Origin of the sequence: Streptomyces sp. NPDC005808 (assembly GCF_042871385.1) — a bacterium.
Lineage (GTDB): Bacteria > Actinomycetota > Actinomycetes > Streptomycetales > Streptomycetaceae > Streptomyces.
On the sequence record NZ_JBIAIK010000020.1, the window covers coordinates 1 to 23,087 of the forward strand.

Consider the following 23,087-nt stretch of genomic DNA (forward strand, 5'->3'; position numbering starts at 1 on the left):
CGGGTTGCTGGTTCAAAAATAAAACAACTTCAAACCGCAGCGCCGGGGGGGGGGGGGGTGGGGGTTGGGGGGGGGGGGGGGTGGGCCGCCCCGGGGGGGGGGGGGGGGGGCGCCGCGCCATGGAACCCTGCGTTGCTGTGCCGGAGCCTTGCGTTACGAGACGATGTCGCCGATCTTCGGCGCGGGCTCGTTCTTGTACTCGGCCGGACCGAAGTTGGCGTCGACCGCCTTCTGCCAGGAGCCGTCACTGACCATCTTCGTCAGGGCGGCGTTGATCTTGTCCGTGGTGGCGGTGTCGTCCTTCTTCACACCGATGCCGTAGTTCTCGTTGCTCAGCTTGAGGCCGGCGAGCTTGAACTGGCCCTTGTACTTGTCCTGCGCGGCGAAGCCCGCGAGGATCGAGTCGTCGGTGGTCACCGCGTCCACGGCGCCGCTCTGCAGGGCGGCGATGCACTCCGAGTAGCCGCCGTACTCCTTCAGCTGCGCCTCGGGAGCAATCTCTTCCGTGACGTTCTGCGCCGAGGTGGAGCCGGTCACGGAACACAGCTTCTTGCCGTTGAGGTCCGTGCCCTTGGTGATGTCGGAGTCCGACTTGATCAGCAGGTCCTGGTGGGCCAGCAGGTAGGGGCCGGCGAAGTTGACCTTCGCCGCGCGCTCGTCGTTGATCGAGTACGTGGCCGCGATGAACTTCACGTCGCCACGGGCGATCGCGTTCTCACGGTCGGCGCTCTTGGTCTCGACGAACTCGATCTTGTCGGCGGGGTAACCGAGTTCCTTGGCCACGTACGTCGCCACGTCCACGTCGAAGCCGGAGAAGGAACCGTCGGGCTCCTTGAGGCCGAGACCGGGCTGGTCGTACTTGATGCCGACCTTGATCGTGCCGCCGCTGCTGGAGCCCGCGTCGGCGTCGTCGCCGTCGTCGCTACCGCACGCGGTGGCGGACAGGGCGAGGGCGAGTACTGCGGCCGAGGCGGCGGTGACCTTGCGAAGCTTCATGGTGAACATCCTTTGGAAGAGGACGGATGCGGGCCGTCGGTGACGAGAAGGTGAAGACGATCAGTGGTGAAGGATCTTCGACAGGAAGTCCTTGGCCCGGTCGCTCCGGGGATTGCTGAAGAACTGGTCCGGCACAGCCTCTTCGACGATGCGTCCGTCGGCCATGAACACCACCCGGTTGGCAGCCGAACGGGCGAAGCCCATTTCGTGGGTGACGACGATCATGGTCATGCCGTCGCGTGCGAGCTGCTGCATGACCTCCAGAACCTCGTTGATCATCTCGGGGTCGAGCGCCGAGGTCGGCTCGTCGAAGAGCATGACCTTGGGATCCATCGCCAGCGCCCGGGCGATCGCCACGCGCTGCTGCTGGCCACCCGACAGCTGCGCGGGGTACTTGTCCGCCTGCGTGCTGACGCCGACGCGGTCGAGCAGTCCGCGCGCCTTCTCCTCGGCCACCTTCTTGTCGGCCTTGCGGACCTTGATCTGGCCAAGCATCACGTTCTCGAGCACCGTCTTGTGCGCGAAGAGATTGAACGACTGGAAGACCATGCCGACATCGGCCCGCAGCCGAGCCAGCGCCTTGCCCTCGTCGGGCAGCGGCTTCCCGTCGATCGCGATGTCGCCGGAGTCGATGGTCTCCAGGCGGTTGATGGTGCGGCACAGGGTGGACTTCCCGGACCCGGAGGGCCCGATGACCACGACGACCTCGCCACGGGCGATCGTCAGGTCGATGTCCTGGAGAACGTGCAACGCGCCGAAGTGCTTGTTGACGCTCTTCAGGACGACCAGTTCTTCGGTCGCGGCCACGGCGTCCTTGGCCACCGATACTTCGGTCATCGCTCTTTGGCTCCGTCCTCGCGGTTTGGGAGGACAGTAGTGACCCCGTACGACCAGCGTCATTACATCTGAGGGGAAATTGAGCATAACGATCCGATAGCGGGCGACCACTCCATGTAGCGATCATGGTCGAGCCCCGTACCGGCTGGATAACGGAAGCCGCGTGCAACCCGAACCCTCTTGACTGCGTCCTTGGCTATCGGCGTGACTACACAGGGTGCACGCGCATGTATCCAGGTTCATGGCAGCATGTGTTTCTTGCAACACGTGTTCGTGTTCTTACGATCTGAGACCGCACGACGGATCATTCGAGACCGTACGACCGATGAACCTGAGGGGGTCGGGATGAGACTGCTCCTCGTCGAGGACGACAACCATGTTGCCGCCGCCCTCTCCGCGGTCCTGGCACGGCACGGATTCCACGTCACGCATGCCCGTAGCGGCGAGGAGGCGCTCCAGGCGCTGGTGCCGGAGAGCGACGGTTTCGGGGTGGTGCTGCTCGACCTGGGGCTCCCGGACCAGGACGGCTACGAGGTCTGCGGCAAGATCCGCAAGCGGACCAGCACCCCGGTGATCATGGTCACCGCGCGCGCCGACGTGCGTTCCCGGATCCACGGCCTCAATCTCGGGGCCGACGACTACGTGGTGAAGCCGTACGACACGGGAGAGCTGCTCGCCCGTATCCATGCCGTCAGCCGGCGCAGCGTCCCCGATGACGCCTCGGCCTCCGGGGAGAGCGCGTTGCGGCTGGGGCCCGTGCGCATCGAACTCCCCACCCGCCAGGTCAGTGTTGATGGTTCGGTTGTCCAACTGACCCGCAAGGAGTTCGACCTTCTCGCGTTGCTGGCCCAGCGGCCCGGAGTGGTGTTCCGCAGGGAGCAGATCATCAGCGAGGTGTGGCGCACCAGCTGGGAGGGCACCGGGCGCACCCTGGAAGTGCACGTCGCCTCCCTGCGCTCCAAGCTGCGCATGCCGGCGCTGATCGAGACCGTGCGAGGCGTCGGCTACCGGCTCGTCGCCCCTGCGGCGTAGCGGGGACCGTTGCGTACACGTCTTTTTCCGCTGCTCATCGTCCTGATGGCCGCCGTGCTGCTCGCGCTCGGTGTCCCGCTCGCGGCGAGCATTGCGGCGGCGCAGCAGCAGGAGGTGGTCGTCGACCGCATCGACGACACGGCACGCTTCGCCGCCCTCGCGCAGTACGTGGCCGATCCGTCGACCGGTCCCACGGACGGCACCACGGACGAACGCCGCGAGACGCTGAGTAAGGAACTCGCCCGCTACTACAGCCTGTACGGCATTCGGGCCGGCGTCTTCTACCGCGACGACGACGCCATGGCCAACGCTCCCGAGAGCTGGTTGCTGCCCACGACAGGCGAAGGGCGCGACGCCTTCAACGAGGCGCTCGCAGGCCGCCGCAGCCACGACCCGGAGCAGGTCTGGCCCTGGGAACGGCACCGGCTCGTCGTCGCCTCCCCGGTCGTCAAGGACGGCGATGTCGTCGCCGTCGTGTTCACCGACTCGCCCACCGGGCAGATGCGTTCGAAGACCCTGCACGGCTGGCTGATCATCGGCGCGGGCGAGGCCGCCGCGATGCTCCTCGCCCTCGGCGCCGCTCTCCGCCTCACCGGCTGGGTGCTCAGGCCCGTACGGGTCCTGGACGCCACCACCCACGACATCGCCACCGGACGCCTGAAGTCCCGCGTCGCCCCCGCCGGTGGTCCGCCGGAACTCCGGCGCCTGGCCCGGTCGTTCAACGAGATGGCGGACAACGTCGAGGACGTGCTGGAGCAGCAGCGCGCCTTCGTCGCCGACGCCTCGCACCAGCTGCGCAACCCGCTCTCGGCGCTGCTGCTGCGCATCGACCTGCTCGCCCTCGAACTCCCGGAGGGCAATGAGGAGATCGCCTCGGTCCGCACCGAGGGCAAGCGCCTCGCCCACGTCCTCGACGACCTCCTCGACCTGGCGCTCGCCGAACACGCCGAGGCGGACCTGCGTCTCACCGACATCGGCGAACTCACTGCCGAGCGGGTGGCGGCGTGGGGGCCGGTCGCCGCGAGCAAGGGCGTACGGCTCGTCGGCTGCTGCCCGGCCACCACCGCCTGGACCGATCCGGTCACGCTGTCCAGCGTGCTGGACGCGGTGATCGACAACGCACTGAAGTTCACGCCCGAGGGGGAGCGCGTCGAGGTGAAGGTCGCCTCGAACGGCGAGTCGTCGAGCGTCGTGGTCGCCGACGGCGGCCCCGGCCTCAGCGACGACGACCTGAACCGCATCGGCGATCGCTTCTGGCGCAGCGCCGGGCACCAGAACATCAAGGGTTCGGGCCTGGGTCTGTCCATCTCCCGCGCTCTGCTCACCGCGGCCGACGGCTCCATCTCGTACGACCACCACAAGCCGCACGGCCTGAAGGTGACGGTGCGGGTGCCGAGGTCACGGCCCAACTCCTGAGGAGGCGGGGCCCGGTTCCGGGTGGCTGCGGCTACGGCTTGGCCGACCGGTAGTAGAGCCGCGCGCCCTCGTGCAGCTGGAGGGGGTCCGTGTAGATCGCCGTCCGCAGGTCCACCAGCTGCGCCGCGTGCACCACGCCGCCGATGTCGTCGCGGCTGTCTATCACCGTGCGGGTGATCTCCTCGGTGAGTCTCGCGTCCGTGTCCTCCCGGGTGACCAGGAGATTCGCCACCGCCACCGTCTGCACGGACGAGCCCCGCTGGGCCTCGGGGTAGGCGTCGGCGGGCATCACGGCGGCCCGGTAGTAGCCGGAGGCATCGCCCTGCTCATGCAGCTTCGCGATCAGATCGCTCCCTATCGGCACCAGCCTGACATTGGAGTCCAGGGAGAGATCCAGCACGGCTTGCGTAGGGAGGCCTCCCGACCAGAAGAAGGCGTCGATCTTGTGCTCCTTGAGTAGCGTCGGCATGGTGCTGATGCCGTCGGCCAACGGCACGATGTCCTTCGCCGGGTCGAGTCCGGCCGCCTGGAGCACATGATTCGCGATCAGCCGGACACCGGAGCCCGTCGGCCCCACGGCGACCCGCTTGCCGCGCAGGTCGGCCACGGACCGTATCGACGACGTGCGGGAGACCACCAGGTGCACATAGTCGTCGTAGAGCCGGGCGCAGCTGCGCAGCAGGTCCGCTCCCGCCTTGCCCTGCAGCGTGTACGTCGCCACCGCGTCGGCCGCCGCGATGGTGAAGTCGGCCTGGCCCGTGGCGACCCGGCTGACGTTCTCCTGCGACCCGTCGCTGTTCAGGAGCTTCACGTCCAGACGAGGCATGTCCTTGCTCAGCTCGCCCTGAAGAAGCTCGCCATATTTCTGGTAGACGCCGCTCGGCGTGCCCGTGCTGAATGTGATCTCTCCGCCGGGAGGCTCCTCGCCCAGCGGCAGCAGCCACCACAGCAGCAGCCCGAAGACCACCAGACCGGCAGCCGAGCCGAACAGCGCGCGGCGCCTGCCGATGTGGAGGAGTGCCTGGAACATGCGCGCGATCCTGCCATTCCGGGCGCGGATCTGACCAGGGCGGGCTCGCAGGGGTGCGGAACGGAGTCCTGTCCTTTCCTTCCGTCCCCGATCCCGCGGGGCCGGGGACGGAGTACCTCTCCCCCGCCGGGCGGAGAAGAGGTACTCCGGGCACCGCCTACCCTTGTCACATGAGCAGCAGCGACCGGAGCCAGGCAGTGGACGTTCAGGAAACCAAGACCTACGAGGTACGCACGTACGGGTGCCAGATGAACGTCCATGACTCCGAACGGCTCTCCGGGCTCCTGGAGGGCGCCGGTTACGTGCGCGCTCCCAAGGACGCGGACGGCGACGCGGATGTCGTCGTCTTCAACACGTGTGCGGTACGGGAGAACGCCGACAACCGGCTGTACGGCAACCTCGGCCGGCTCGCCCCCATGAAGACGAAGCGCCCCGGCATGCAGATCGCCGTCGGCGGCTGTCTCGCGCAGAAGGACCGCGACACCATCGTGAAGCGGGCTCCCTGGGTGGACGTCGTCTTCGGGACGCACAACATCGGCAAGCTGCCGGTCCTTCTGGAGCGCGCTCGCGTACAGGAAGAGGCTCAGGTGGAGATCGCCGAGTCCCTTGAGGCGTTCCCGTCCACGCTGCCGACCCGCCGCGAGAGCGCGTACGCAGCCTGGGTGTCCATCTCCGTCGGGTGCAACAACACCTGCACCTTCTGCATCGTCCCGGCGCTGCGCGGCAAGGAGAAGGACCGCAGGACCGGCGACATCCTCGCCGAGATCGAGGCGCTGGTCGGCGAGGGCGTCTCCGAGATCACGCTGCTCGGCCAGAACGTAAACGCTTACGGCAGTGACATCGGTGACCGTGAGGCGTTCAGCAAACTGCTCCGTGCCTGTGGCGCGATCGAGGGCCTGGAGCGCGTGCGCTTCACCTCGCCGCACCCGCGCGACTTCACGGACGACGTGATCGCCGCGATGGCCGAGACGCCGAACGTGATGCCGCAGCTGCACATGCCGATGCAGTCCGGCTCCGACACCGTGCTGAAGGCGATGCGCCGCTCCTACCGCCAGGACCGCTACCTCGGGATCATCGAAAAGGTGCGGGCCGCCATCCCGCACGCGGCGATCACCACCGACATCATCGTCGGCTTCCCCGGCGAGACCGAGGAGGACTTCGAGCAGACCCTGCACGCGGTCCGCGAGGCCCGCTTCGCGAACGCCTTCACGTTCCAGTACTCCAAGCGCCCCGGAACTCCGGCCGCCACCATGGAGGGGCAGATCCCCAAGGAGGTCGTCCAGGCGCGTTACGAGCGTCTGGTCGCCGTCCAGGAGGAGATCGCCTGGGACGAGAACAAGAAGCAGGTCGGCCGCACCCTGGAGCTGATGGTCGCCGAGGGCGAGGGCCGCAAGGACGGCGCCACCCACCGCCTCTCCGGCCGCGCCCCCGACAACCGCCTGGTCCACTTCACCAAGCCCGACGAGGACGTCCGCCCCGGCGACGTCGTCACCGTCGAGATCACGTACGCCGCCCCGCACCACCTCCTCGCCGAGGGCGCCGTCCTTGATGTGCGCCGCACGCGCGCGGGGGACGCATGGGAGAAACGACACGTCGAAAGCACAGCCGCGGCCGCGAAGCCCGTGGGCGTCATGCTCGGCCTGCCGAAGATCGGCGCGCCCGAGCCGCTGCCGGTCGCTGCGGGCAGCGGCTGCGGCTGCGACTGACCGCGGCGGGCAGCCGTGCTGCGGCTGCGGCGGCGACTGTGGCTGCGACTGACCGGGCCGGGCAGCGGGCTGCGGCTGCTCTCCTTGGCCCAGCCGGTGACCCGGGTGCCGGACGTGGTGCGCGCGCGGACCAGATCGGCTCCGCTTCCACCGCCGTTCCAGTCGTCGTTGCAGTACCCCTTTGGGTCGGCGGCGCGTCGGTCGTGAGCGCGTCGCGCGGCCGGTTGCGGGTGTGACTGAGGGCGTCACACTCTGGAGGCGGTTCCGCCTGCCCGTGCCTGGTGCGCTTGCCGGGCGAGGTGGAGTTCGCCCTGTGCGCCGCGCGAGTGATGTTCAGCCGCTGAGCGGGACTACGCTGCCGATCATGCTTGTAGCCGCCGCAGTCTGCCCCTGTCCGCCGCTGCTGGTCCCCGACGTCGCCGCCGGCGCGGCACCCGAGCTTGCCGACGCGCGCGCCGCCTGTACGGACGCGCTGGGCGTACTCGCCGCCTCCCGCCCCGACCTGCTGGTCGTCGTGGGCCCCGCCGAACAGAGCGGGCGCGGGCCGCACCCCGAGGGCACGGGGGGCTCGTTCCGCGGCTTCGGCGTGGATCTGGGCGTGCGCCTCGGAAACGTGGGACTGGCGTCCGGCCCGCGGGTTTCCGGGCGTGAGCTTCCGCCGTCGCTCGCCGTCGCCGCGTGGCTCCTGGAGCGCACGGGCTGGTCCGATGCCCCGGTCGAGGGTCTCGGTGTGGGGGAACCTCTCGCGGCCGAGCGGTGTATCCAAGTCGGGGAGGAGACCGGCGCCCGGGCCGGGCGGGTGGCACTGCTGGTGATGGGCGACTCCAGCGCGTGCCGGACGCTCAAGGCGCCCGGTTATCTCGACGAGCGCGCCGCGGGCTTCGACGAGGGCGTCGCGCGGGCGCTGGGGGCGGCCGATGTGGCGGCCCTCAAAGCGCTGGACGCGGAACTGGCACAGGAGTTGAAGGTCTCCGGGCGGGCGCCCTGGCAGGTCCTCGCGGGCGCGGCGGAGGGTGCGGGGCTCGGCGGAGCGCTGCTGTACGAGGACGCGCCGTACGGGGTGGGGTATCTGGTGGCGGCCTGGTCGTAGGCGAGACCACGGCCTCTTGAGGTGCCCTGCCCGGCTGCCGGACGGCTCCCGGAGCATGGCCTCAAGTACGGCGGTCGTCAAGTACGGCGGTCGTCAAGTACGGCGGTCGTCAAGTACGGCGGTCCTGAAGTACGGCGGACGGCCGGGAGCCCTGAGTGCTCCACGGCCGTCCGCCGACGCGTGCTGTTCGTGCCGGGTCGGCCCGGCACGGCCCGGTTCAGGATGCAGGGGGCGGCGGCGACGGGGCGTCCCGCGGAGGCATGGCGCCGTCGTCACCGTCCTTGTGCGCGAGGCGCTCCATGGCCCCCTTCGCCTTGCCCGTGCCTGTCTGGATCTTGTCGCTGTACTTGTGCTTGGTCTTTTCGTCGACCGCTCTGGCGGCCTTGTCGAGACCCTGACTGACCTTGTCCCCGTGCTGCTGCGCGAGGTCCGAGACCTTGTCCTTGGCAGGCGCCAGCCTGGCTTTGAGATTGTCCAGAAGACCCATGGTCCACCTTCCCTCTTCCCTCGCGGGCGGTTACGTGCGGGCGCTCTCGCCGGCCTCGCTGTCGGCGGCCTTCTCGGCGGTCTGCTGCTCGGGGATCTCGACCTCCTCCGTGGTGGCGGCCGCGGCGGTCTCGGTCTCCGCCGTCGCCCCGCCCTCGGATCCGGTCTCGGACGAACCCTTCGCCTTTTCCGCCACCTTCGCCTCGGGCTCGCCCGTCAGCGTGTCGGCCTGTACCTGAGCGGCGGACGCCTCCTCCGTAGCCTTCGACCTCCGGAGAAGCCGTGTAAAAACGCCCATATCCACTCCATACGTTACTCGTGAGGGTGAAATCCCGCGTTGCCCGGTGCGCCCCATTGCGCCGCCAGGGTCACCGCTCGTCCGAAACCGGCGGCTGGAACCTCGCAACAGGGAACGACCTCGGACTTTTGCCGTTACGTAACTCGTTCGAGGAGAGGTCTGGACGTTTGCGAGACTGGGACCGTGAGAAGTACACCCCCCACCCCCCGGGTCATCGCCGTCGTTGGACCGACCGCGGCAGGAAAGTCCGATCTGGGCGTTTTCCTCGCCCAGTGCCTCGGCGGCGAGGTCGTCAACGCCGACTCCATGCAGTTGTACCGAGGGATGGACATCGGCACCGCCAAACTGACGTCTCAGGAGCGCGCCGGGATCCCGCACCACCTCCTGGACATCTGGGACGTGACCGTCACGGCCAGCGTCGCGGAGTACCAGCGGCTCGCCCGCGACCGGATCGACGCACTGCTCGCCGAGGGCCGCTGGCCGATCCTGGTGGGCGGCTCCGGCCTGTACATCCGCGGGGCCGTGGACCATCTCGAGTTCCCGGGCACCGACCCCGAGGTGCGGGCCCGGCTCGAGGAGGAGCTCACACTGCGTGGCTCCGGCGCGCTGCACGCCCGGCTGGCCGTGGCCGACCCCGAGGCCGCCCACGCGATCCTGCCCAGCAACGGCCGCCGTATCGTCCGGGCCCTCGAAGTCATCGAGATCACCGGCAAGCCCTTCACCGCCAACCTGCCGGGCCACGACTCCGTGTACGACACCCTCCAGATCGGCGTCGACGTGGCGCGCCCCGAGCTGGACGAGCGCATCGCGCGCAGGGTGGACCGTATGTGGGGCGCCGGGTTCGTCGACGAAGTGCGTGCACTGGAGGCGCAGGGCTTGCGCGAAGGGCGCACGGCCGCGCGCGCACTCGGCTATCAGCAGGTGCTCGCGGCGCTCGCGGGGGAGTGCACCGAAACGGAGGCGCGGGCCGAGACCGTACGTGCCACCAAGCGCTTCGCGCGCCGTCAGGATTCATGGTTCCGCCGTGACCCGCGGGTGCATTGGCTCAGTGGGGCCGCGGCAGATCTCACAGAACTCCCGCAGCTCGCGCTGGCCTTGGTCGAACGACCGGTCACAGCCTGATCACGTCATGGCATCGGGACGCTCCGGCCGTCATCCGGGCCTCCGGTGCCGTGCCATCATCGAGCTTCGATCGACCAGTGAAAGTCCGAGTTGGGAGGGCGCGTGGCGATGGAGGCCGGCCCTCGTGACACCGCACGAGACACTGAGCACGGTATCGATCCGGACGTCGATCGTCTGAACATCGATCCGGACGGAGAACCCCTGATTTCCGACGGACCCGAGGACACCCCGGACGGTGTGATCGCCGACGGGCCCGGGCCGGACGAGATGTCCCCGGAGCCCGAGGTCGAGGTGGAGCTGCGTCCGCAGCGTCGGCTGCGCATCTGGCAGCTCGCGCCCATCGTGGCCCTGGCCGCGATCGGTTCCCTGATGTTCGCCTTCCCGCTGGCCTTCGAGTTCGGCGACGGCGGCGCCGTGGTCGCCATGCTCGGCCTGCTGATCTGCTCCTGCGCCGCGGGCTGGGGAATGATGGCCGCCCGCCGGGTCGGCTACACCTGGCCGGGCTTCCCGCAGCGCGGTTCGGGCCCTGGTCCGGACTGGCGCGTGGTGCTCGCGTACGTCGTGCTGGTCGCGGCTGTGGTGGTGCTCGCCGTGGGGCGCGTGGCGCGGCTGCGCTGACGCACCGTTGCCGTGCGTGATCCGGTTCCGCCGGTCTCGCCCTTCGTACAGGGCCGCTGCTACGCCGCAGCCCGCGTGCGTGCGGGGTGTCGGACCGAACCCGTACGATCGAGGAATGAGCGCGCGGATCGCCTTCCTCAAGGGGCACGGGACCGAGAACGACTTTGTGATCATCCCGGACCCGGAGAACGCCATCGACCTGCCCCCGGCAGTCGTCGCCGCCCTGTGCGACCGACGCGCGGGTATCGGCGGGGACGGTCTGCTGCATGTCGTACGGTCCGCCGCGCACCCCGAGGCCAAGGAAATGGCGGCCGAGGCGGAGTGGTTCATGGACTACCGCAACGGCGACGGGTCGGTCGCGGAGATGTGCGGCAACGGAGTGCGTGTGTTCGCGCGCTACCTCCAGCGAGCCGGACATGTGACCGAAGGCGACCTCGCGATCGCCACGCGCGGGGGCGTGAAGGCGGTGCACCTTGCCAAGGGCGGAGACGTGACCGTCGGCATGGGCAAGGCGCTCCTCCCCGAAGGGGACGTCAGCGTGAGCGTCGGCGGGCGCACCTGGCCCGCACGCAACGTCAACATGGGCAACCCGCACGCTGTCGCCTTCGTGGACGACCTCGCACACGCCGGTGAGCTGTACTCGCCGCCGCCGTTCAGCCCGGAGTCGGCGTACCCGGCCGGGGTGAACGTCGAGTTCGTCGTGGACCGGGGCCCGCAGCACGTCGCCCTGCGTGTCCATGAACGCGGCGCGGGGGAGACCCGCTCGTGCGGCACGGGCGCGTGTGCCGTGGCCGTCGCCGCTGCCCGGCGGGACGGTGCCGATCCGGCCCTGACCGGCACGCCCGCGACGTACACCGTGGATCTGCCCGGCGGGCGGCTGGTGATCACCGAGCACCCGGACGGCGAGATCGATATGACCGGACCTGCGGTGATCGTGGCCGAAGGTGAGCTTCTTGCCGAATGGTTCGAAACCGTAAACCCCTGAACCTTCGCTCGAATGGGTGATCCGTTTCACGCTCGGCGAGAGGCGGTCAGCCGCACGTGGTGGGCTCGGTAGCATCAAGCACCGGCCCGGACGGGGGATCGACACCATCCCCTGAGCCGAGTTCGCCATGGGGCACCCGTCCGCCGGTCTACGCAGCCGGAGGTGCCCATGAGTGCGGAGGCGACGAATCCCGCGACGCCAGGTTCTGTAATGCCGTCCCCCAAGCTCTCGGCCTCACCGCCGCTCGCGACCTCGATCGAGCGGGGAGACTCCTCTGAGCAGGGGACACCTCCGGCGCACCGCCGGAAGGGCCTTCCCCGGCTCGACCTGCGCCGCCTGGGCCGGGCCGCGTTTCTCGGCCCCGCGGCCCGTGACCGGCTGCCGGACGCGATCGGTCATGTGGCCGAGGCCCACCGCGCCCACCACCCCAGCGCCGACCTGGAGCCGCTGCGCCGGGCGTATGTGCTCGCCGAGTCCTCGCACCGCGGTCAGATGCGCAAGAGCGGTGAGCCGTACATCACACACCCGCTCGCCGTGACCCTGATCCTGGCCGAACTCGGCGCGGAAACCACGACGTTGACCGCCTCCCTGCTGCACGACACCGTCGAGGACACGGAAGTGACTCTCGATCAGGTGCGGGAGGAGTTCGGCGAGGAGGTCTGCTACCTGGTCGACGGCGTCACCAAGCTGGAAAAGGTCGACTACGGAGCTGCCGCGGAGCCCGAGACGTTCCGCAAGATGCTTGTCGCCACCGGCAACGACGTCCGCGTGATGTCGATCAAACTCGCCGACCGCCTGCACAACATGCGCACCCTCGGTGTCATGCGCCCCGAGAAGCAGGAGCGAATCGCCAAGGTCACCAGGGACGTTCTGATCCCGCTGGCCGAACGGCTCGGCGTCCAGGCGCTCAAGACCGAGCTGGAAGACCTCGTCTTCGCGATCCTGCACCCCGAGGAGTACCAGCACACCAGGGGTCTGATCGTCGAGAACGCGGCGCGCGCAGGCGACCCGCTGGCGGAGATCGCCGAAGAGGTGCGCGGGGTCCTGCGAGAGGCCGGTCTGCAGGCCGAAGTCGTCATCCGGCCACGGCACTTCGTCTCCGTGCACCGGGTGTCACGCAAACGCGGCCCCATGCGCGGCGCCGACTTCGGACGGCTCCTGGTCCTCGTGAACGAGGACGCCGACTGCTACGGGGTGCTCGGCGAACTGCACACCTGTCTCACACCGGTGGTCTCGGAGTTCAAGGACTTCATCGCCGTACCCAAGTTCAACCTCTACCAGTCGCTGCACACGGCCGTCGCGCGCGGCGACGGCGAGATCGCCGAAGTCCTCATCCGCACCCACCAGATGCACAAGGTCGCCGAGGCCGGGGTCATCGCGCTCGGCAATCCGTACGCTTCTCCTTCGGAGGAGCAGTCGTCGCAGGAGCAGGCGGAGCGTTCCGTCGACGGCGAGCGTGCCGACCCCACCCGCCCCGGCTGGCTCTCCCGGCTCCTCGACTGGCAGGCGGGTGCCGCGGACCCCGACACGTTCTGGTCCACGCTGCGCGAGGACCTCGCCCAGGACCGCGAGATCACCGTCTTCCGGGCCGACGGCGGCTCGTTGGGCCTTCCCGAGGGCGCCAGTTGCGTGGACGCCGCGTACGCGCAGTACGGCGACGACGCGCACGCCTGCATGGGCGCCCGTGTCAACGGCCGTCTGGCGACGCTGAGTACGGTTCTGCGCGATGGCGACACCGTGCAGCTCCTCATGGGGCAGGACCCGGCCTCCGAGCCCTCCAGGGAGTGGCTGGAGCACGCACACACGCCCTCCGCGCGGATCGCCATCCAGCGCTGGCTCGCCGCGCACCCCGCCCCCAGCGACGCCGAGGCCCCCGAGGCTCCGGCCGCGGCTCCTCGCCCGGCCTCCGACGGGCCCACCGTCCGCCCCGGCGCCGCGAACGCCGTCGTCGAGCAGTCCGGTGCGTCCGTACGGCTCGCGGGCTGCTGTACGCCCGTACCGCCCGACGCGGTGACCGGCTTCGCCGTACGCGGGGGAGTGGTCACCGTCCACCGGGTCGAATGCGCCGCCGTGGAGAGTATGAAAGGCGTCGGGCGCGCCGAGGTCGGAGTGAGCTGGGGCGACACCACCGAGTGCCGCGTCACGCTGGTGGCCGAGTCCTTCGGGCGCCCGCATCTGCTCGCCGATCTCACCGAAGCCATCGCCATGGAGGACGTCGCCATCGTGTCGGCGACCGTCGAACCGCCCAGCCAGCAGCGCGTACGGCACACGTACACGCTCCAACTCCCGGACGCGGCGCATCTTCCCGGGCTGATGCGGGCCATGCGGAACGTGCCGGGCGTGTACGACGTGAGCCGGGCGCAGCACCAGGCGGCGGCCGCGCAGTAGGAGGACCCTTTCGGGTGGACCCGGCGCGCGTCGTCACCGTACGGCGGGTGCGCGCTGGTAGCCGTGGTCCATGCCGCTCACCCCCCGCCCAAGGACTCCCCTCCCCAGGACCCGTCGGATCAAGGCGGCCCTGCTCGCCTCGGCCGTCTCCGTCTGCCTCATCGCCGCGAGTGCGCCCTCCCCGGCCGCACCGCTCGGCGTCGGCGACCGGCTCTTCCCGTACCTGGGCAATCCCGGGTACGACGTCGAGTCGTACGACCTCGCCTTCACCTATCCCGGCAGCAACAGTCAGCCGCTCGCGGCCGTCACCACGATCGACGCCGTGGCGTCCGCCCCGCTGGATCAGGTCAATCTCGACTTCGCACACGGAACAGCGGGGTCGGTCGACGTCAACGGGGTGCCCGCGTCCTTCAAGAGCGCCGGGGACGACCTGGTGGTGACTCCCGCGGAGCCGGTGCCCGCAGGAGGCTGGATGCGGATCACGGTGCACCACACCAGCGATCCGGTTCCCACCGCGAACCAGGACGGTGGCTGGGTGCAGACCAAGGACGGGCTGGCGATGGCCAACCAGGCCGACGCCGCGCACCTGGTCTTCCCGTGCAACGACCACCCCTCCGACAAAGCGATGTTCACCATCCACGTCACCGCGCCCGACGGGTACACAGCTGTGGCGAACGGTCTGCCGGCCGGAACGAACCGTGCCGGCAAATCCACCACCTGGACGTACCGCACCCAGCACCCCATGGCGACCGAGCTGGCACAGGTGTCCATCGGCCGTTCCACGGTGCTGCACCGGACCGGGCCGCACGGCCTGCCCGTACGCGATGTCGTGCCCACCAAGGACCGCGAGCTGCTGGAACCGTGGCTCAAGAAGACCCCCGAGCAGATCGCCTGGATGGAGGGGAAGGTCGGCCTGTACCCCTTCGAGACGTACGGGCTGCTGATGGCCGACGCACGGACGGGCTTCGAACTGGAGACACAAACGCTCTCTCTCTTCGAGAAAGAGCTCTTCACCGAGCCCGCGTACCCGAAGTGGTACGTCGAGTCGATCATGGTGCATGAGCTGTCGCACCAGTGGTTCGGCGACAGTGTCAGCCCGCGCACCTGGTCCGATCTGTGGCTCAACGAGGGGCACGCCACCTGGTACGAGGCCCTGTACGCCGAGGAGAAGGCCGACAGGCCCATGGCGACGCGCATGAAGGCCGCCTACCGGGCGTCCGACGGCTGGCGGGCCGCAGGAGGGCCGCCGGCGGCGCCCAAGGGCCCCAAGCCCGGTCAGAAGATCAGCATCTTCCGGCCGAACGTCTACGACGGAGCCGCTCTGGTGCTGTACGCGCTGCGTGAGGAGATCGGGCGTGCGGCCTTCGAGCGGCTGGAGCGGACCTGGGTGAGCGTCCACTACGACGGGGTCGCGTCGACGGCGGACTTCGAGGACCTGGCGTCGGCCATCGCGGGCCGTGATCTGAGCGGGTTCTTCAAGGCGTGGCTGTACGGCGAGAAGACTCCGCCGATGCCCGGCCACCCGGACTGGAAGAGCGACGCCCCGCAGGCGGCGCGGAGCGCCGGATAACTCACGTGACGAGACGGGGCGTGCCGTGCGACCATCGTTCAGGTCGGCGGCACGGCCCCTCCGGGACGGTGAAACGGTCCCTCGGGGGCCGGCGACCCGGACCCTTGAGGTTGACCTGGCGGAATCCGGGAATCTCATGGTGGCCCGGGACGTTCTTCAAGATGACGGACGGTGTCCGCCGCCCAGTCGATGTCACCAAGACGATGTCACCCCAGACGTAAGGATCCAATGACCTCCTCTTCTTCCCCTTCCCAGGACGCGCAGAGCCTCGCGCAGAACCACCCCGAAGGTCTTCGGGCCGATGCCCTGATGGAAGAGGACGTCGCCTGGAGCCACGAGATCGACGAAGAGCGGGACGGCGAGCAGTTCGAACGTTCCGAGCGCGCGGCGCTGCGCCGCGTGGCGGGCCTCTCCACCGAGCTCGAGGATGTCACCGAGGTCGAGTACCGGCAGCTCCGCCTGGAGCGCGTCGTGCTCGTCGGTGTGTGGACCTCGGGGACCGCGACCGACGCGGAGAACTCGCTCGCCGAGCTGGCGGCCCTCGCGGAGACTGCGGGTGCCCTCGTGCTCGACGGCGTGGTCCAGCGCCGCGACAAGCCGGACGCGGCCACGTACATCGGTTCCGGCAAGGCCAACGAGCTGCGGGACATCGTCCTGGAGACCGGCGCGGACACCGTCATCTGTGACGGTGAGCTGAGCCCCGGCCAGCTGATCCACCTCGAAGACGTCGTCAAGGTCAAGGTCATCGACCGTACGGCCCTGATCCTCGACATCTTCGCCCAGCACGCCAAGTCCCGAGAGGGCAAGGCACAGGTCGCGCTCGCGCAGATGCAGTACATGCTGCCGAGGCTCCGAGGCTGGGGTCAGTCGCTGTCCCGTCAGATGGGCGGCGGCTCGGGCGGCGGCCTCGCCACCCGTGGTCCCGGTGAGACCAAGATCGAGACCGACCGGCGCCGTATCCGCGAGAAGATGGCGAAGATGCGCCGGGAGATCGCGGACATGAAGACGGGCCGCGACATCAAGCGCCAGGAGCGCCGTCGCAACAAGGTGCCCTCGGTCGCCATCGCCGGTTACACCAACGCCGGCAAGTCCTCGCTGCTCAACCGCCTCACGGGCGCGGGAGTGCTCGTCGAGAACGCGCTGTTCGCGACCCTCGACCCGACCGTGCGCCGGGCCGAAACCCCGGGCGGGCGGTTGTACACGCTGGTCGACACGGTCGGTTTTGTCCGGCACCTGCCGCACCACCTGGTCGAGGCGTTCCGCTCCACCATGGAGGAGGTCGGCGACGCCGACCTGATCCTGCACGTGGTCGACGGTTCGCACCCGGCTCCGGAGGAGCAGCTGGCCGCCGTGCGCGAGGTCATCCGAGACGTGGGCGCCATCAAGGTGCCCGAGATCGTGGTGATCAACAAGGCGGACGCTGCGGATCCGCTCGTACTCCAGCGTCTGATGCGGAACGAGAAGCGCTCCCTCGCGGTCTCGGCCCGTACGGGGCTGGGCATCGACGAGCTGCTCGCCCTCATCGACAACGAGCTGCCGCGGCCCTCGGTCGAGATCGAGGTCCTGGTGCCGTACACGCACGGCAAGCTGGTCGCGCGTGCGCACGACGAGGGCGAGGTGATCTCCGAGGAGCACACCCCGGAGGGCACGTTGCTCAAGGTGCGGGTCCATGAGGAACTGGCGGCGGAGCTGTCGCCGTATGTTCCGGCGCCGGCGCTCTCGTAGGGACGTATCAGGTGCTGCTTGCTCCGGTTCGGAATGATTCGGTGTTCCGGGTGCTGTAGGTACGCCAGTGCGGACGGGTTGGGTTCGGGCTTCGGCCGGGACGCTGGTCCGGGCGCACGAAGGCCCGCCCCTCCTGTCTCGGAGGGGCGGGCCTTCGTCGTGTGGCCTATCGCTGCTACGGCCGTCGTGTCACTGCCCGGCGAACTTCTCGCTCACCTGGTCGTACACACCCTTGGCGACCGTGCCGAGGTGCGGACCCGCCAGCCAGCCCGAACTGACCGGACCGATCGACGTGTTGGACACCAGCGCGGGCCTGCCGTCGGTTCCCGCGGCCACCCAGCCGCCGCCGGACGAACCGCCCGTCATGGTGCACCCGATGCGGTACATCGTCGGATCGGCCTCCACGATCGACAACCGCCCCGGCTCGTCCGTGCACTGGAGCATCGTCTCGCCGTCGAACGGCGCCGCCGCCGGATAGCCGGTCGCCGTGATACTCGCCACCTGCGACACGGCCGGAGCGCTGAAGTTCACCGGAAGCGCCGAACCGATCGTCTCCTCAAGGGACTTGCCGTTGCCGCCCTCTTCCGGTGTCACATGCAGCACGGCGAAGTCGTACGGAGCACCGTCGCCGCCCGTGGCACCGCCCTGCTCGATCCACTGGTCCGAGGTCTGCGCCCAGTCGCTCCACCAGACGCCGTACGGTGCGAGCTCCTCCTTCGTCGCGGACGCCAACTCGGCGGCTGTGGCAGCGTCGTCGTTGTACGAGGGGACGAAGGCGATGTTGCGGTACCAGCCACCCGTCTTGCCCGAGTGCACGCAGTGCCCCGCGGTCCACACCATGTTTGACCTGCCCGGGTTGGCCGGGTCCTCGACCACCGTCGCCGAGCAGACCATCGTGCCCTCGGGAGAGTCGAAGAACACCTTACCCGCCTCGGCGGCGTTGTCGTGGTACGGCGCCGGCACTGCCTGCGCCGTCACGGGAGCCGGGGTCGGGTCGGTGACACCCTGGTCACCGGAGAGGTCGCTCTCGTCAACGCCCTTGTCCTTGTCCGGATCATCCGCCTCGCGCATCCGGTCCGGGTCCCACAGGCCCTCGATGATCGGGTTGATGTAGTCCTCGGCCTCGCGCAGCCAGTCGTCCCTGTCCCAGTTCTTCCAGGCGCCGTTCTTCCACTTGTCGACATCGATTCCGTGCTCTTTGAGCCGGTCCTTGATGTCGTCCGGAATCGTGATCTTGTCGTCGCCGCTCTGGGCCGCGGACGTGGCCTCGCCGCCGGCTGTGTCGTCGCCCGAGCCGCAGGCGGTCGCGGTCAGCGCGAGTGTCGCGGTGAGACAGACGGCGGCCAGCACGGGGGAGGTTCTGCGGCGCGCGCCCCTCCCTCGACGACCGGCGAAGGGCGGGCGTATCGATCGCATGGTGTAACTCCCCCTGGAGATATGAGAACTGCGTGCTGCGGGTGCGGGTGCGGGTGCGGCTGCGGGTGCGCGCGTTGTGCGGTGTGCGCGTACGGGGCTGGTGCTGTGCTGGTGCGGATGCGTGGCGGTGGCCTGTACGGCCTCCGGCCTTGGCCGTTCGGCGTCACCGGACGGCATCACAGACTATGCGGTTGCTGTGGGGGACATCCGACGGAACGGCAACGGTTCCGTCACGGCAAGGATCTTCGCCTCGCCCGCTTCCCCCGTGCGGGCAGCGTCGTTGGTACGTACGGGGGACCTGACGCATGCGTTCAGAACCCCCTGTCAACTCGCCTCTGGACAGCGGGAGGACCTGAAGTCGTGGCCGTGACCGAGTCTGCGGTGGTGCCGGTGGGGCGTGAGGTGGGGCGTGAGCCCGAGGAGCTGCGGGAGGGCGCGTCCCGCGCCCTGGAGGGGGCGCGAGAAGGTGTGTTCCGGGCTTCCGAGGGGGCGCGAGGAGAGGCGTCCCGGGTTTCCGAGGAGGCGCGCGCGGTGCACGAGGGGATTCTGCGGCGTCAGTCGGCGCGCGAGCCGGCGGCGCGGACCTACGCACGTGCCCTGCCGATCGTCCCCGTGCGGGCGCGCGGTCTGACGATCGAGGGTGCGGACGGGCGCCGCTACCTCGACTGCCTGTCCGGCGCCGGGACCTTGGCCCTCGGACACAACCATCCGGTGGTCCTGGAGGCGATCAGAAAGGTCCTCGACTCCGGAGCCCCGCTGCAGGTCCTCGACCTCGCAACGCCCGTCAAGGACGCCTTCACCACCGAGCTGTTCCGCACACTGCCGCCCAAGTTCGCCGCCCGCGCTCGGGTGCGGTTCTGCGGACCCGCCGGGACGGACGCCATCGAGGCCGCGGTCAAACTGGTGCGCGCGGCGACCGGGCGGACCGGGATGCTCGCGTTCAGCGGCGCCCACCACGGGATGACCGCGGGGGCGCTCGAAGCATCCGCGGGCGCGACCGACGTACCGGCCGCGCGCCTGCCCTCTCCCCAGGACTATTGCCGTCCGTTCGATGTCGGCGGTGACCGTGGTGACCGTGGTGACCGTGGTGACCGTGGGGCCGAACTGGCCGCGCGCTGGACGGAGTCCGTGCTCGACGACCCCAAGTCGGGCGTGCCGCAGCCTGCCGGGATGATCGTCGAACCCGTCCAGGGCGAGGGCGGGGTGATTCCGGCGCCCGATGCGTGGATGCGCCGGATGCGTGAGATCACGGCGGCGCGGTCCATCCCGCTGATCGTGGACGAGGTCCAGACCGGCGTCGGCAGGACCGGGGCCTTCTGGGCGGTGGAACACAGCGGGATCACGCCGGACGTCATGGTTCTGTCCAAGGCCATCGGCGGAAGTCTGCCGCTGGCCGTCGTCGTCTACCGCGACGACCTCGACGTCTGGCAACCCGGCGCCCACACCGGCGCGTTCCGAAGCAATCAGCTCGCCATGGCCGCGGGCACGGCCACCCTCGCGTACGTCCGCGAGAACCGCCTCGCCGAACGTGCCGGGGCCCTGGGCGCCCGCATGCTCGCCCAACTCCGCGTGCTGGCCGACGAGTTCTCCTGCATCGGAGACGTACGCGGCCGGGGACTGATGATCGGCGTCGAGCTGGTGGACCCTGAAGCGGCGCCGGACCCCGCTGTCGGCGACTCCCGCCCTGCCGCCCCTGAACTCGCCGCCGCCGTCCAACGGGAGTGCCTTCGCCGAGGCTTGATCGTGGAACTGGGCGGTTGCCACGCCGGCGTGGTGCGGCTCCTCCCTCCGCTGACCATCAGCGACGAACAGGCGAATGCCGTACTCGACCGCCTCGCGGACGCGGTGAGGGCGGTGGCGCGGAAGCACCTGGGGCGTGGCGGGGGCAGGGCGCACACGGATCCGGACGAGGGCGGGAGCCTGGGTGGATGCTCTGCCGGGGGCCGGTTTCGTGACCGTGGCGAGCCACCGGAGCCCGCTGACCCAGGCCGGCGTTCCGAGTGTGCCGAACACAGCGGATAGGGCCACAGTGGCCGGGCTCCCGGGCCGCTCGGCCGTTGCGCCGCTCGGTCGCGGGTCGTAGGGGCACCCACCCCACACCCGCCGGACCGGACCTCCAATCCACTCCCACCGGTCCGCCCCACCCGTATCGACCAGGAACGTCACAGGCCCAACCTCCGCCCGTCCCGCCACGGTTCGTCGCTGCGCGAGCCCGGCCGATCCCACAAGGAACTCCCTTGAACGCCACGCCCGCACCCGGCGATCGTCCCCACATCCAGGAGCGAGCGGCACCCGCCGCGCAGAGCCGACTCGTGCCCGCTGCCGAATCGGTCCCCCGCCAGAAGGACGGGGCCAGGACGTCCGAGCGGCTGCGCGGCGTCACCGCCGATCTGTTGGAGCACTCCGACGCGTACACCGCAGCCCAGGCAGCCGCCGTAGAGAACCTGCTGCGCTGCTGGGTACGGGAGAACAACCTGCCCGCCCCCGACGACGGCACCCTCCGCATCCCGCTGCCCGCCAGCGCCGCGACCCTGCTCGTCCCCGTCCACTACTGGTCTCCCACCGGTTGGCACCGTCTCGGCCTCCCCTACCTCGCCGACGCCCCCGCCGCGGCACCGCCCGCCGACGCGGTCACGGTTGCGGCGCTGCTCGCGCGGCAGACGGTCAGCGGTGCCACTACACCCCGCACCGATCCCGGGCCGGCCGTGCCCGGCGAAACACCCCCGGGAGCCAGCACGCGCCGCCGGGAACCACCGGGTTCGCACAGTCCCGCCGGCGAGGGAGCCGACCTTGTCGGCCGCGTCGCCGACTCGGTTCGACGTACCGCCGTGTTCATCAGTGACCGCAGGGAACACCCCGCCGACGAGTCCGACCTCTTCCTGACCGCCGAGCAGGCGCTCCTGCTCGGCCACCCGCTGCACCCCACACCGAAGAGCCGCGAGGGACTCTCCGAAGCGGAAGCCCGTCTCTACTCACCGGAGTTGCGCGGCTCCTTCCCGCTGCACTGGCTGGCTGTGGCCCCCGCGGTGCTGGCGGCCGACTCGGCGTGGACGGAACGCGGCCGCCCTGTCCCCTCGGCGCAGCTCACGGCACGGCTGGCCGGCGCCGGGCTGTCCCTGCCCGACGGGTACGCCGCCCTGCCCATGCATCCCTGGCAGTTGGGCGAGGTCCGGCACCGGCCCGAGACCGCGGCCCTGCTGGATGCCGGACTGCTCCGGGACCTGGGTCCGCATGGCTCCGCGTGGCACCCCACCTCCTCGCTCCGAACCGTCTACCGCTCCGGTGCCCCCGCGATGCTGAAGCTGTCGCTGGGCCTGCGCATCACCAACTCCCGTCGTGAGAACCTCCGCAAGGAACTCCACCGTGGCGTGGAGGTCCACCGTCTGTTGCGCAGCGGCCTGTTCAGGCAATGGCAGGCCGTCCACCCAAGCTTCGACATCGTGCGTGACCCCGCCTGGCTGGCCGTCGACGATCCGGACGGCACCCCCGTGCCCGGACTCGACGTGATGATCCGCCACAACCCGTTCAGCCCGACGGACGACGCCGGATGCCTCGCGGGCCTGGTCGCGCCCCGGCCCCACGCCCAACCCGGCGCACCGGACCAGGCAGCGGGGAGACCCGCGTCGCGGTCCCGGCTCGCCGAGATCGTCACCCGTCTCGCCGGCCGCACCGGTCGCTCCCGCGGCGCCGTTGCCACCGAGTGGTTCCTGCGCTATCTGGAGCAGGTCGTACGCCCCGTGCTCTGGCTGGACGGCGAGGCGGGGATCGCTCTGGAAGCGCACCAGCAGAACACACTGCTCCTGCTGGACCCCGAGGGATGGCCCACGGGCGGCCGCTACCGCGACAACCAGGGCTACTACTTCCGCGAGTCGCGACGCGCGGAACTCGACGCCCGGCTGCCCGGCATCGGCGATCGCAGCGACACGTTCGTCTCCGACGAGGTCACAGACGAACGCTTCGCCTACTACCTCGCGATCAACAACGTGATGGGCCTCGTCGGCGCGTTCGGCTCCCAGCATCTCGCGGACGAGGGGTTGTTGCTCGCAGCCTTCCGCCGCTTCCTCGCCGACGTGGCCACCGGACCGGCTCGGCTGCGTACATCCCTACCCGCCCGCATCCTCGACTCCCGAGTCCTGCGCTGCAAGGCCAACCTGCTCACCCGGCTGTACGGCCTCGACGAACTCGTCGGTCCCGTCGACACCCAGTCCGTCTACGTCACCATCACCAACCCCCTTCATTCCTGAGGAACATGACCCACCTCGTCCCCTCGGCCCCCACGCAGCCACCACCACACGTGAGCGTGCCCTGCGCTCGGGGAAAGGTCCTTGCCTCGCTGAAGCGGTCAGCGCAGCACGTTTCCACCAATCGGTTT

Annotated in this window: 18 protein-coding genes; 12 read left to right on the forward strand and 6 right to left on the reverse strand. The window is 69.8% G+C overall.

The annotated features are described in order from the left end of the window. Positions 1-153: 153 nt before the first annotated feature. Together ACFYPC_RS32580 and ACFYPC_RS32585 are read right to left on the reverse strand one after the other, a co-directional pair. Entirely contained in the window at positions 154-996 is an 843-nt protein-coding gene (locus ACFYPC_RS32580) for a glutamate ABC transporter substrate-binding protein (RefSeq protein WP_391890105.1), read from the reverse strand. Positions 997-1,056: 60 nt separating this feature from the next. Then, a complete protein-coding gene (locus tag ACFYPC_RS32585; protein ID WP_391890108.1) occupies positions 1,057-1,833 on the reverse strand; it encodes an amino acid ABC transporter ATP-binding protein in 777 nt (258 codons plus the stop codon). Between the two features lie 345 nt (positions 1,834-2,178). Between ACFYPC_RS32585 and ACFYPC_RS32590 the strand changes: the two genes are divergently transcribed. Together ACFYPC_RS32590 and ACFYPC_RS32595 are read left to right on the forward strand one after the other, a co-directional pair. Further along, entirely contained in the window at positions 2,179-2,865 is a 687-nt protein-coding gene (locus tag ACFYPC_RS32590) for a response regulator transcription factor (RefSeq protein WP_391890110.1), read from the forward strand. Between the two features lie 9 nt (positions 2,866-2,874). Beyond that, entirely contained in the window at positions 2,875-4,281 is a 1,407-nt protein-coding gene (locus tag ACFYPC_RS32595) for a sensor histidine kinase (protein ID WP_391890113.1), read from the forward strand. Between the two features lie 31 nt (positions 4,282-4,312). On the opposite strand, the gene ACFYPC_RS32600 is transcribed toward ACFYPC_RS32595, so the two are convergent. Then, positions 4,313-5,311 carry a TAXI family TRAP transporter solute-binding subunit gene (locus ACFYPC_RS32600; protein ID WP_391890115.1) on the reverse strand — a complete coding sequence of 333 codons (999 nt, stop codon included), beginning with the start codon at positions 5,309-5,311 and terminating at the stop codon, positions 4,313-4,315. A gap of 170 nt (positions 5,312-5,481) precedes the next feature. On the opposite strand from ACFYPC_RS32600, the gene miaB reads away from it, so the two are divergent. Together miaB and ACFYPC_RS32610 are read left to right on the forward strand one after the other, a co-directional pair. Next, on the forward strand, positions 5,482-7,017 hold the full coding sequence (gene miaB, locus ACFYPC_RS32605) for a tRNA (N6-isopentenyl adenosine(37)-C2)-methylthiotransferase MiaB (RefSeq protein ID WP_391890118.1): 1,536 nt from the start codon (positions 5,482-5,484) through the stop codon (positions 7,015-7,017). Positions 7,018-7,381: 364 nt separating this feature from the next. Next, complete coding sequence (locus ACFYPC_RS32610) at positions 7,382-8,107, forward strand: class III extradiol dioxygenase subunit B-like domain-containing protein (protein WP_391890121.1); 726 nt, start codon at positions 7,382-7,384, stop codon at positions 8,105-8,107. Positions 8,108-8,324: 217 nt separating this feature from the next. Here the strand turns inward: ACFYPC_RS32610 and ACFYPC_RS32615 are convergent, their stop codons facing one another. Together ACFYPC_RS32615 and ACFYPC_RS32620 are read right to left on the reverse strand one after the other, a co-directional pair. Further along, on the reverse strand, positions 8,325-8,594 hold the full coding sequence (locus ACFYPC_RS32615; RefSeq protein WP_391890124.1) for an antitoxin: 270 nt from the start codon (positions 8,592-8,594) through the stop codon (positions 8,325-8,327). Positions 8,595-8,624: 30 nt separating this feature from the next. Continuing rightward, entirely contained in the window at positions 8,625-8,891 is a 267-nt protein-coding gene (locus ACFYPC_RS32620; protein ID WP_391890126.1) for a hypothetical protein, read from the reverse strand. Positions 8,892-9,074: 183 nt separating this feature from the next. Here ACFYPC_RS32620 and miaA point away from each other — a divergent pair, with 183 nt between their 5' ends. The 6 genes from miaA to hflX all read left to right on the forward strand — a co-directional run bounded on the left by miaA (position 9,075) and on the right by hflX (position 17,299). Further along, positions 9,075-10,013 (forward strand): tRNA (adenosine(37)-N6)-dimethylallyltransferase MiaA, encoded by a 939-nt coding sequence (gene miaA / locus ACFYPC_RS32625; RefSeq protein ID WP_391890129.1) that lies wholly within the window; start codon positions 9,075-9,077, stop codon positions 10,011-10,013. A 102-nt stretch (positions 10,014-10,115) separates the two neighbouring features. Then, positions 10,116-10,631, forward strand: a complete 516-nt coding sequence (locus tag ACFYPC_RS32630) for a hypothetical protein (RefSeq protein WP_391890132.1) — start codon at positions 10,116-10,118, stop codon at positions 10,629-10,631. A 115-nt stretch (positions 10,632-10,746) separates the two neighbouring features. Then, positions 10,747-11,616, forward strand: coding sequence for a diaminopimelate epimerase (dapF, locus tag ACFYPC_RS32635; protein ID WP_391890135.1), 870 nt, complete (start codon positions 10,747-10,749; stop codon positions 11,614-11,616). 168 nt (positions 11,617-11,784) lie between these two features. Next, a complete protein-coding gene (locus tag ACFYPC_RS32640; protein WP_391890138.1) occupies positions 11,785-14,004 on the forward strand; it encodes a RelA/SpoT family protein in 2,220 nt (739 codons plus the stop codon). 70 nt (positions 14,005-14,074) lie between these two features. Beyond that, positions 14,075-15,574: a M1 family metallopeptidase gene (locus tag ACFYPC_RS32645; RefSeq protein ID WP_391890141.1), complete on the forward strand. Its 1,500-nt coding sequence runs from the start codon at positions 14,075-14,077 to the stop codon at positions 15,572-15,574. A gap of 228 nt (positions 15,575-15,802) precedes the next feature. Then, entirely contained in the window at positions 15,803-17,299 is a 1,497-nt protein-coding gene (gene hflX / locus ACFYPC_RS32650; protein ID WP_391890144.1) for a GTPase HflX, read from the forward strand. A gap of 189 nt (positions 17,300-17,488) precedes the next feature. Here hflX and ACFYPC_RS32655 read toward each other — a convergent pair whose 3' ends face one another. Then, on the reverse strand, positions 17,489-18,715 hold the full coding sequence (locus ACFYPC_RS32655; RefSeq protein ID WP_391890146.1) for a trypsin-like serine peptidase: 1,227 nt from the start codon (positions 18,713-18,715) through the stop codon (positions 17,489-17,491). 468 nt (positions 18,716-19,183) lie between these two features. On the opposite strand from ACFYPC_RS32655, the gene ACFYPC_RS32660 reads away from it, so the two are divergent. Then, a complete protein-coding gene (locus ACFYPC_RS32660; protein WP_391890392.1) occupies positions 19,184-20,737 on the forward strand; it encodes a diaminobutyrate--2-oxoglutarate transaminase family protein in 1,554 nt (517 codons plus the stop codon). A 215-nt stretch (positions 20,738-20,952) separates the two neighbouring features. Continuing rightward, complete coding sequence (locus tag ACFYPC_RS32665) at positions 20,953-22,959, forward strand: IucA/IucC family protein (protein WP_391890149.1); 2,007 nt, start codon at positions 20,953-20,955, stop codon at positions 22,957-22,959. Positions 22,960-23,087: the final 128 nt, after the last annotated feature.

What these genes read in the sequence shown, in the direction of transcription:
- hflX (WP_391890144.1), top strand. Translation starts at nt 15,803, where the DNA reads ATGACCTCCTCTTCTTCCCCTTCCCAGGACGCGCAGAGCCTCGCGCAG.
- ACFYPC_RS32645 (WP_391890141.1), top strand. Translation starts at nt 14,075, where the DNA reads ATGCCGCTCACCCCCCGCCCAAGGACTCCCCTCCCCAGGACCCGTCGG.
- miaB (WP_391890118.1), top strand. Translation starts at nt 5,482, where the DNA reads ATGAGCAGCAGCGACCGGAGCCAGGCAGTGGACGTTCAGGAAACCAAG.
- ACFYPC_RS32620 (WP_391890126.1), bottom strand. Translation starts at nt 8,891, where the DNA reads ATGGGCGTTTTTACACGGCTTCTCCGGAGGTCGAAGGCTACGGAGGAG.
- ACFYPC_RS32610 (WP_391890121.1), top strand. Translation starts at nt 7,382, where the DNA reads ATGCTTGTAGCCGCCGCAGTCTGCCCCTGTCCGCCGCTGCTGGTCCCC.
- ACFYPC_RS32640 (WP_391890138.1), top strand. Translation starts at nt 11,785, where the DNA reads ATGAGTGCGGAGGCGACGAATCCCGCGACGCCAGGTTCTGTAATGCCG.
- ACFYPC_RS32655 (WP_391890146.1), bottom strand. Translation starts at nt 18,715, where the DNA reads ATGCGATCGATACGCCCGCCCTTCGCCGGTCGTCGAGGGAGGGGCGCG.
- ACFYPC_RS32590 (WP_391890110.1), top strand. Translation starts at nt 2,179, where the DNA reads ATGAGACTGCTCCTCGTCGAGGACGACAACCATGTTGCCGCCGCCCTC.
- ACFYPC_RS32615 (WP_391890124.1), bottom strand. Translation starts at nt 8,594, where the DNA reads ATGGGTCTTCTGGACAATCTCAAAGCCAGGCTGGCGCCTGCCAAGGAC.
- ACFYPC_RS32600 (WP_391890115.1), bottom strand. Translation starts at nt 5,311, where the DNA reads ATGTTCCAGGCACTCCTCCACATCGGCAGGCGCCGCGCGCTGTTCGGC.
- ACFYPC_RS32585 (WP_391890108.1), bottom strand. Translation starts at nt 1,833, where the DNA reads ATGACCGAAGTATCGGTGGCCAAGGACGCCGTGGCCGCGACCGAAGAA.
- ACFYPC_RS32580 (WP_391890105.1), bottom strand. Translation starts at nt 996, where the DNA reads ATGAAGCTTCGCAAGGTCACCGCCGCCTCGGCCGCAGTACTCGCCCTC.
- dapF (WP_391890135.1), top strand. Translation starts at nt 10,747, where the DNA reads ATGAGCGCGCGGATCGCCTTCCTCAAGGGGCACGGGACCGAGAACGAC.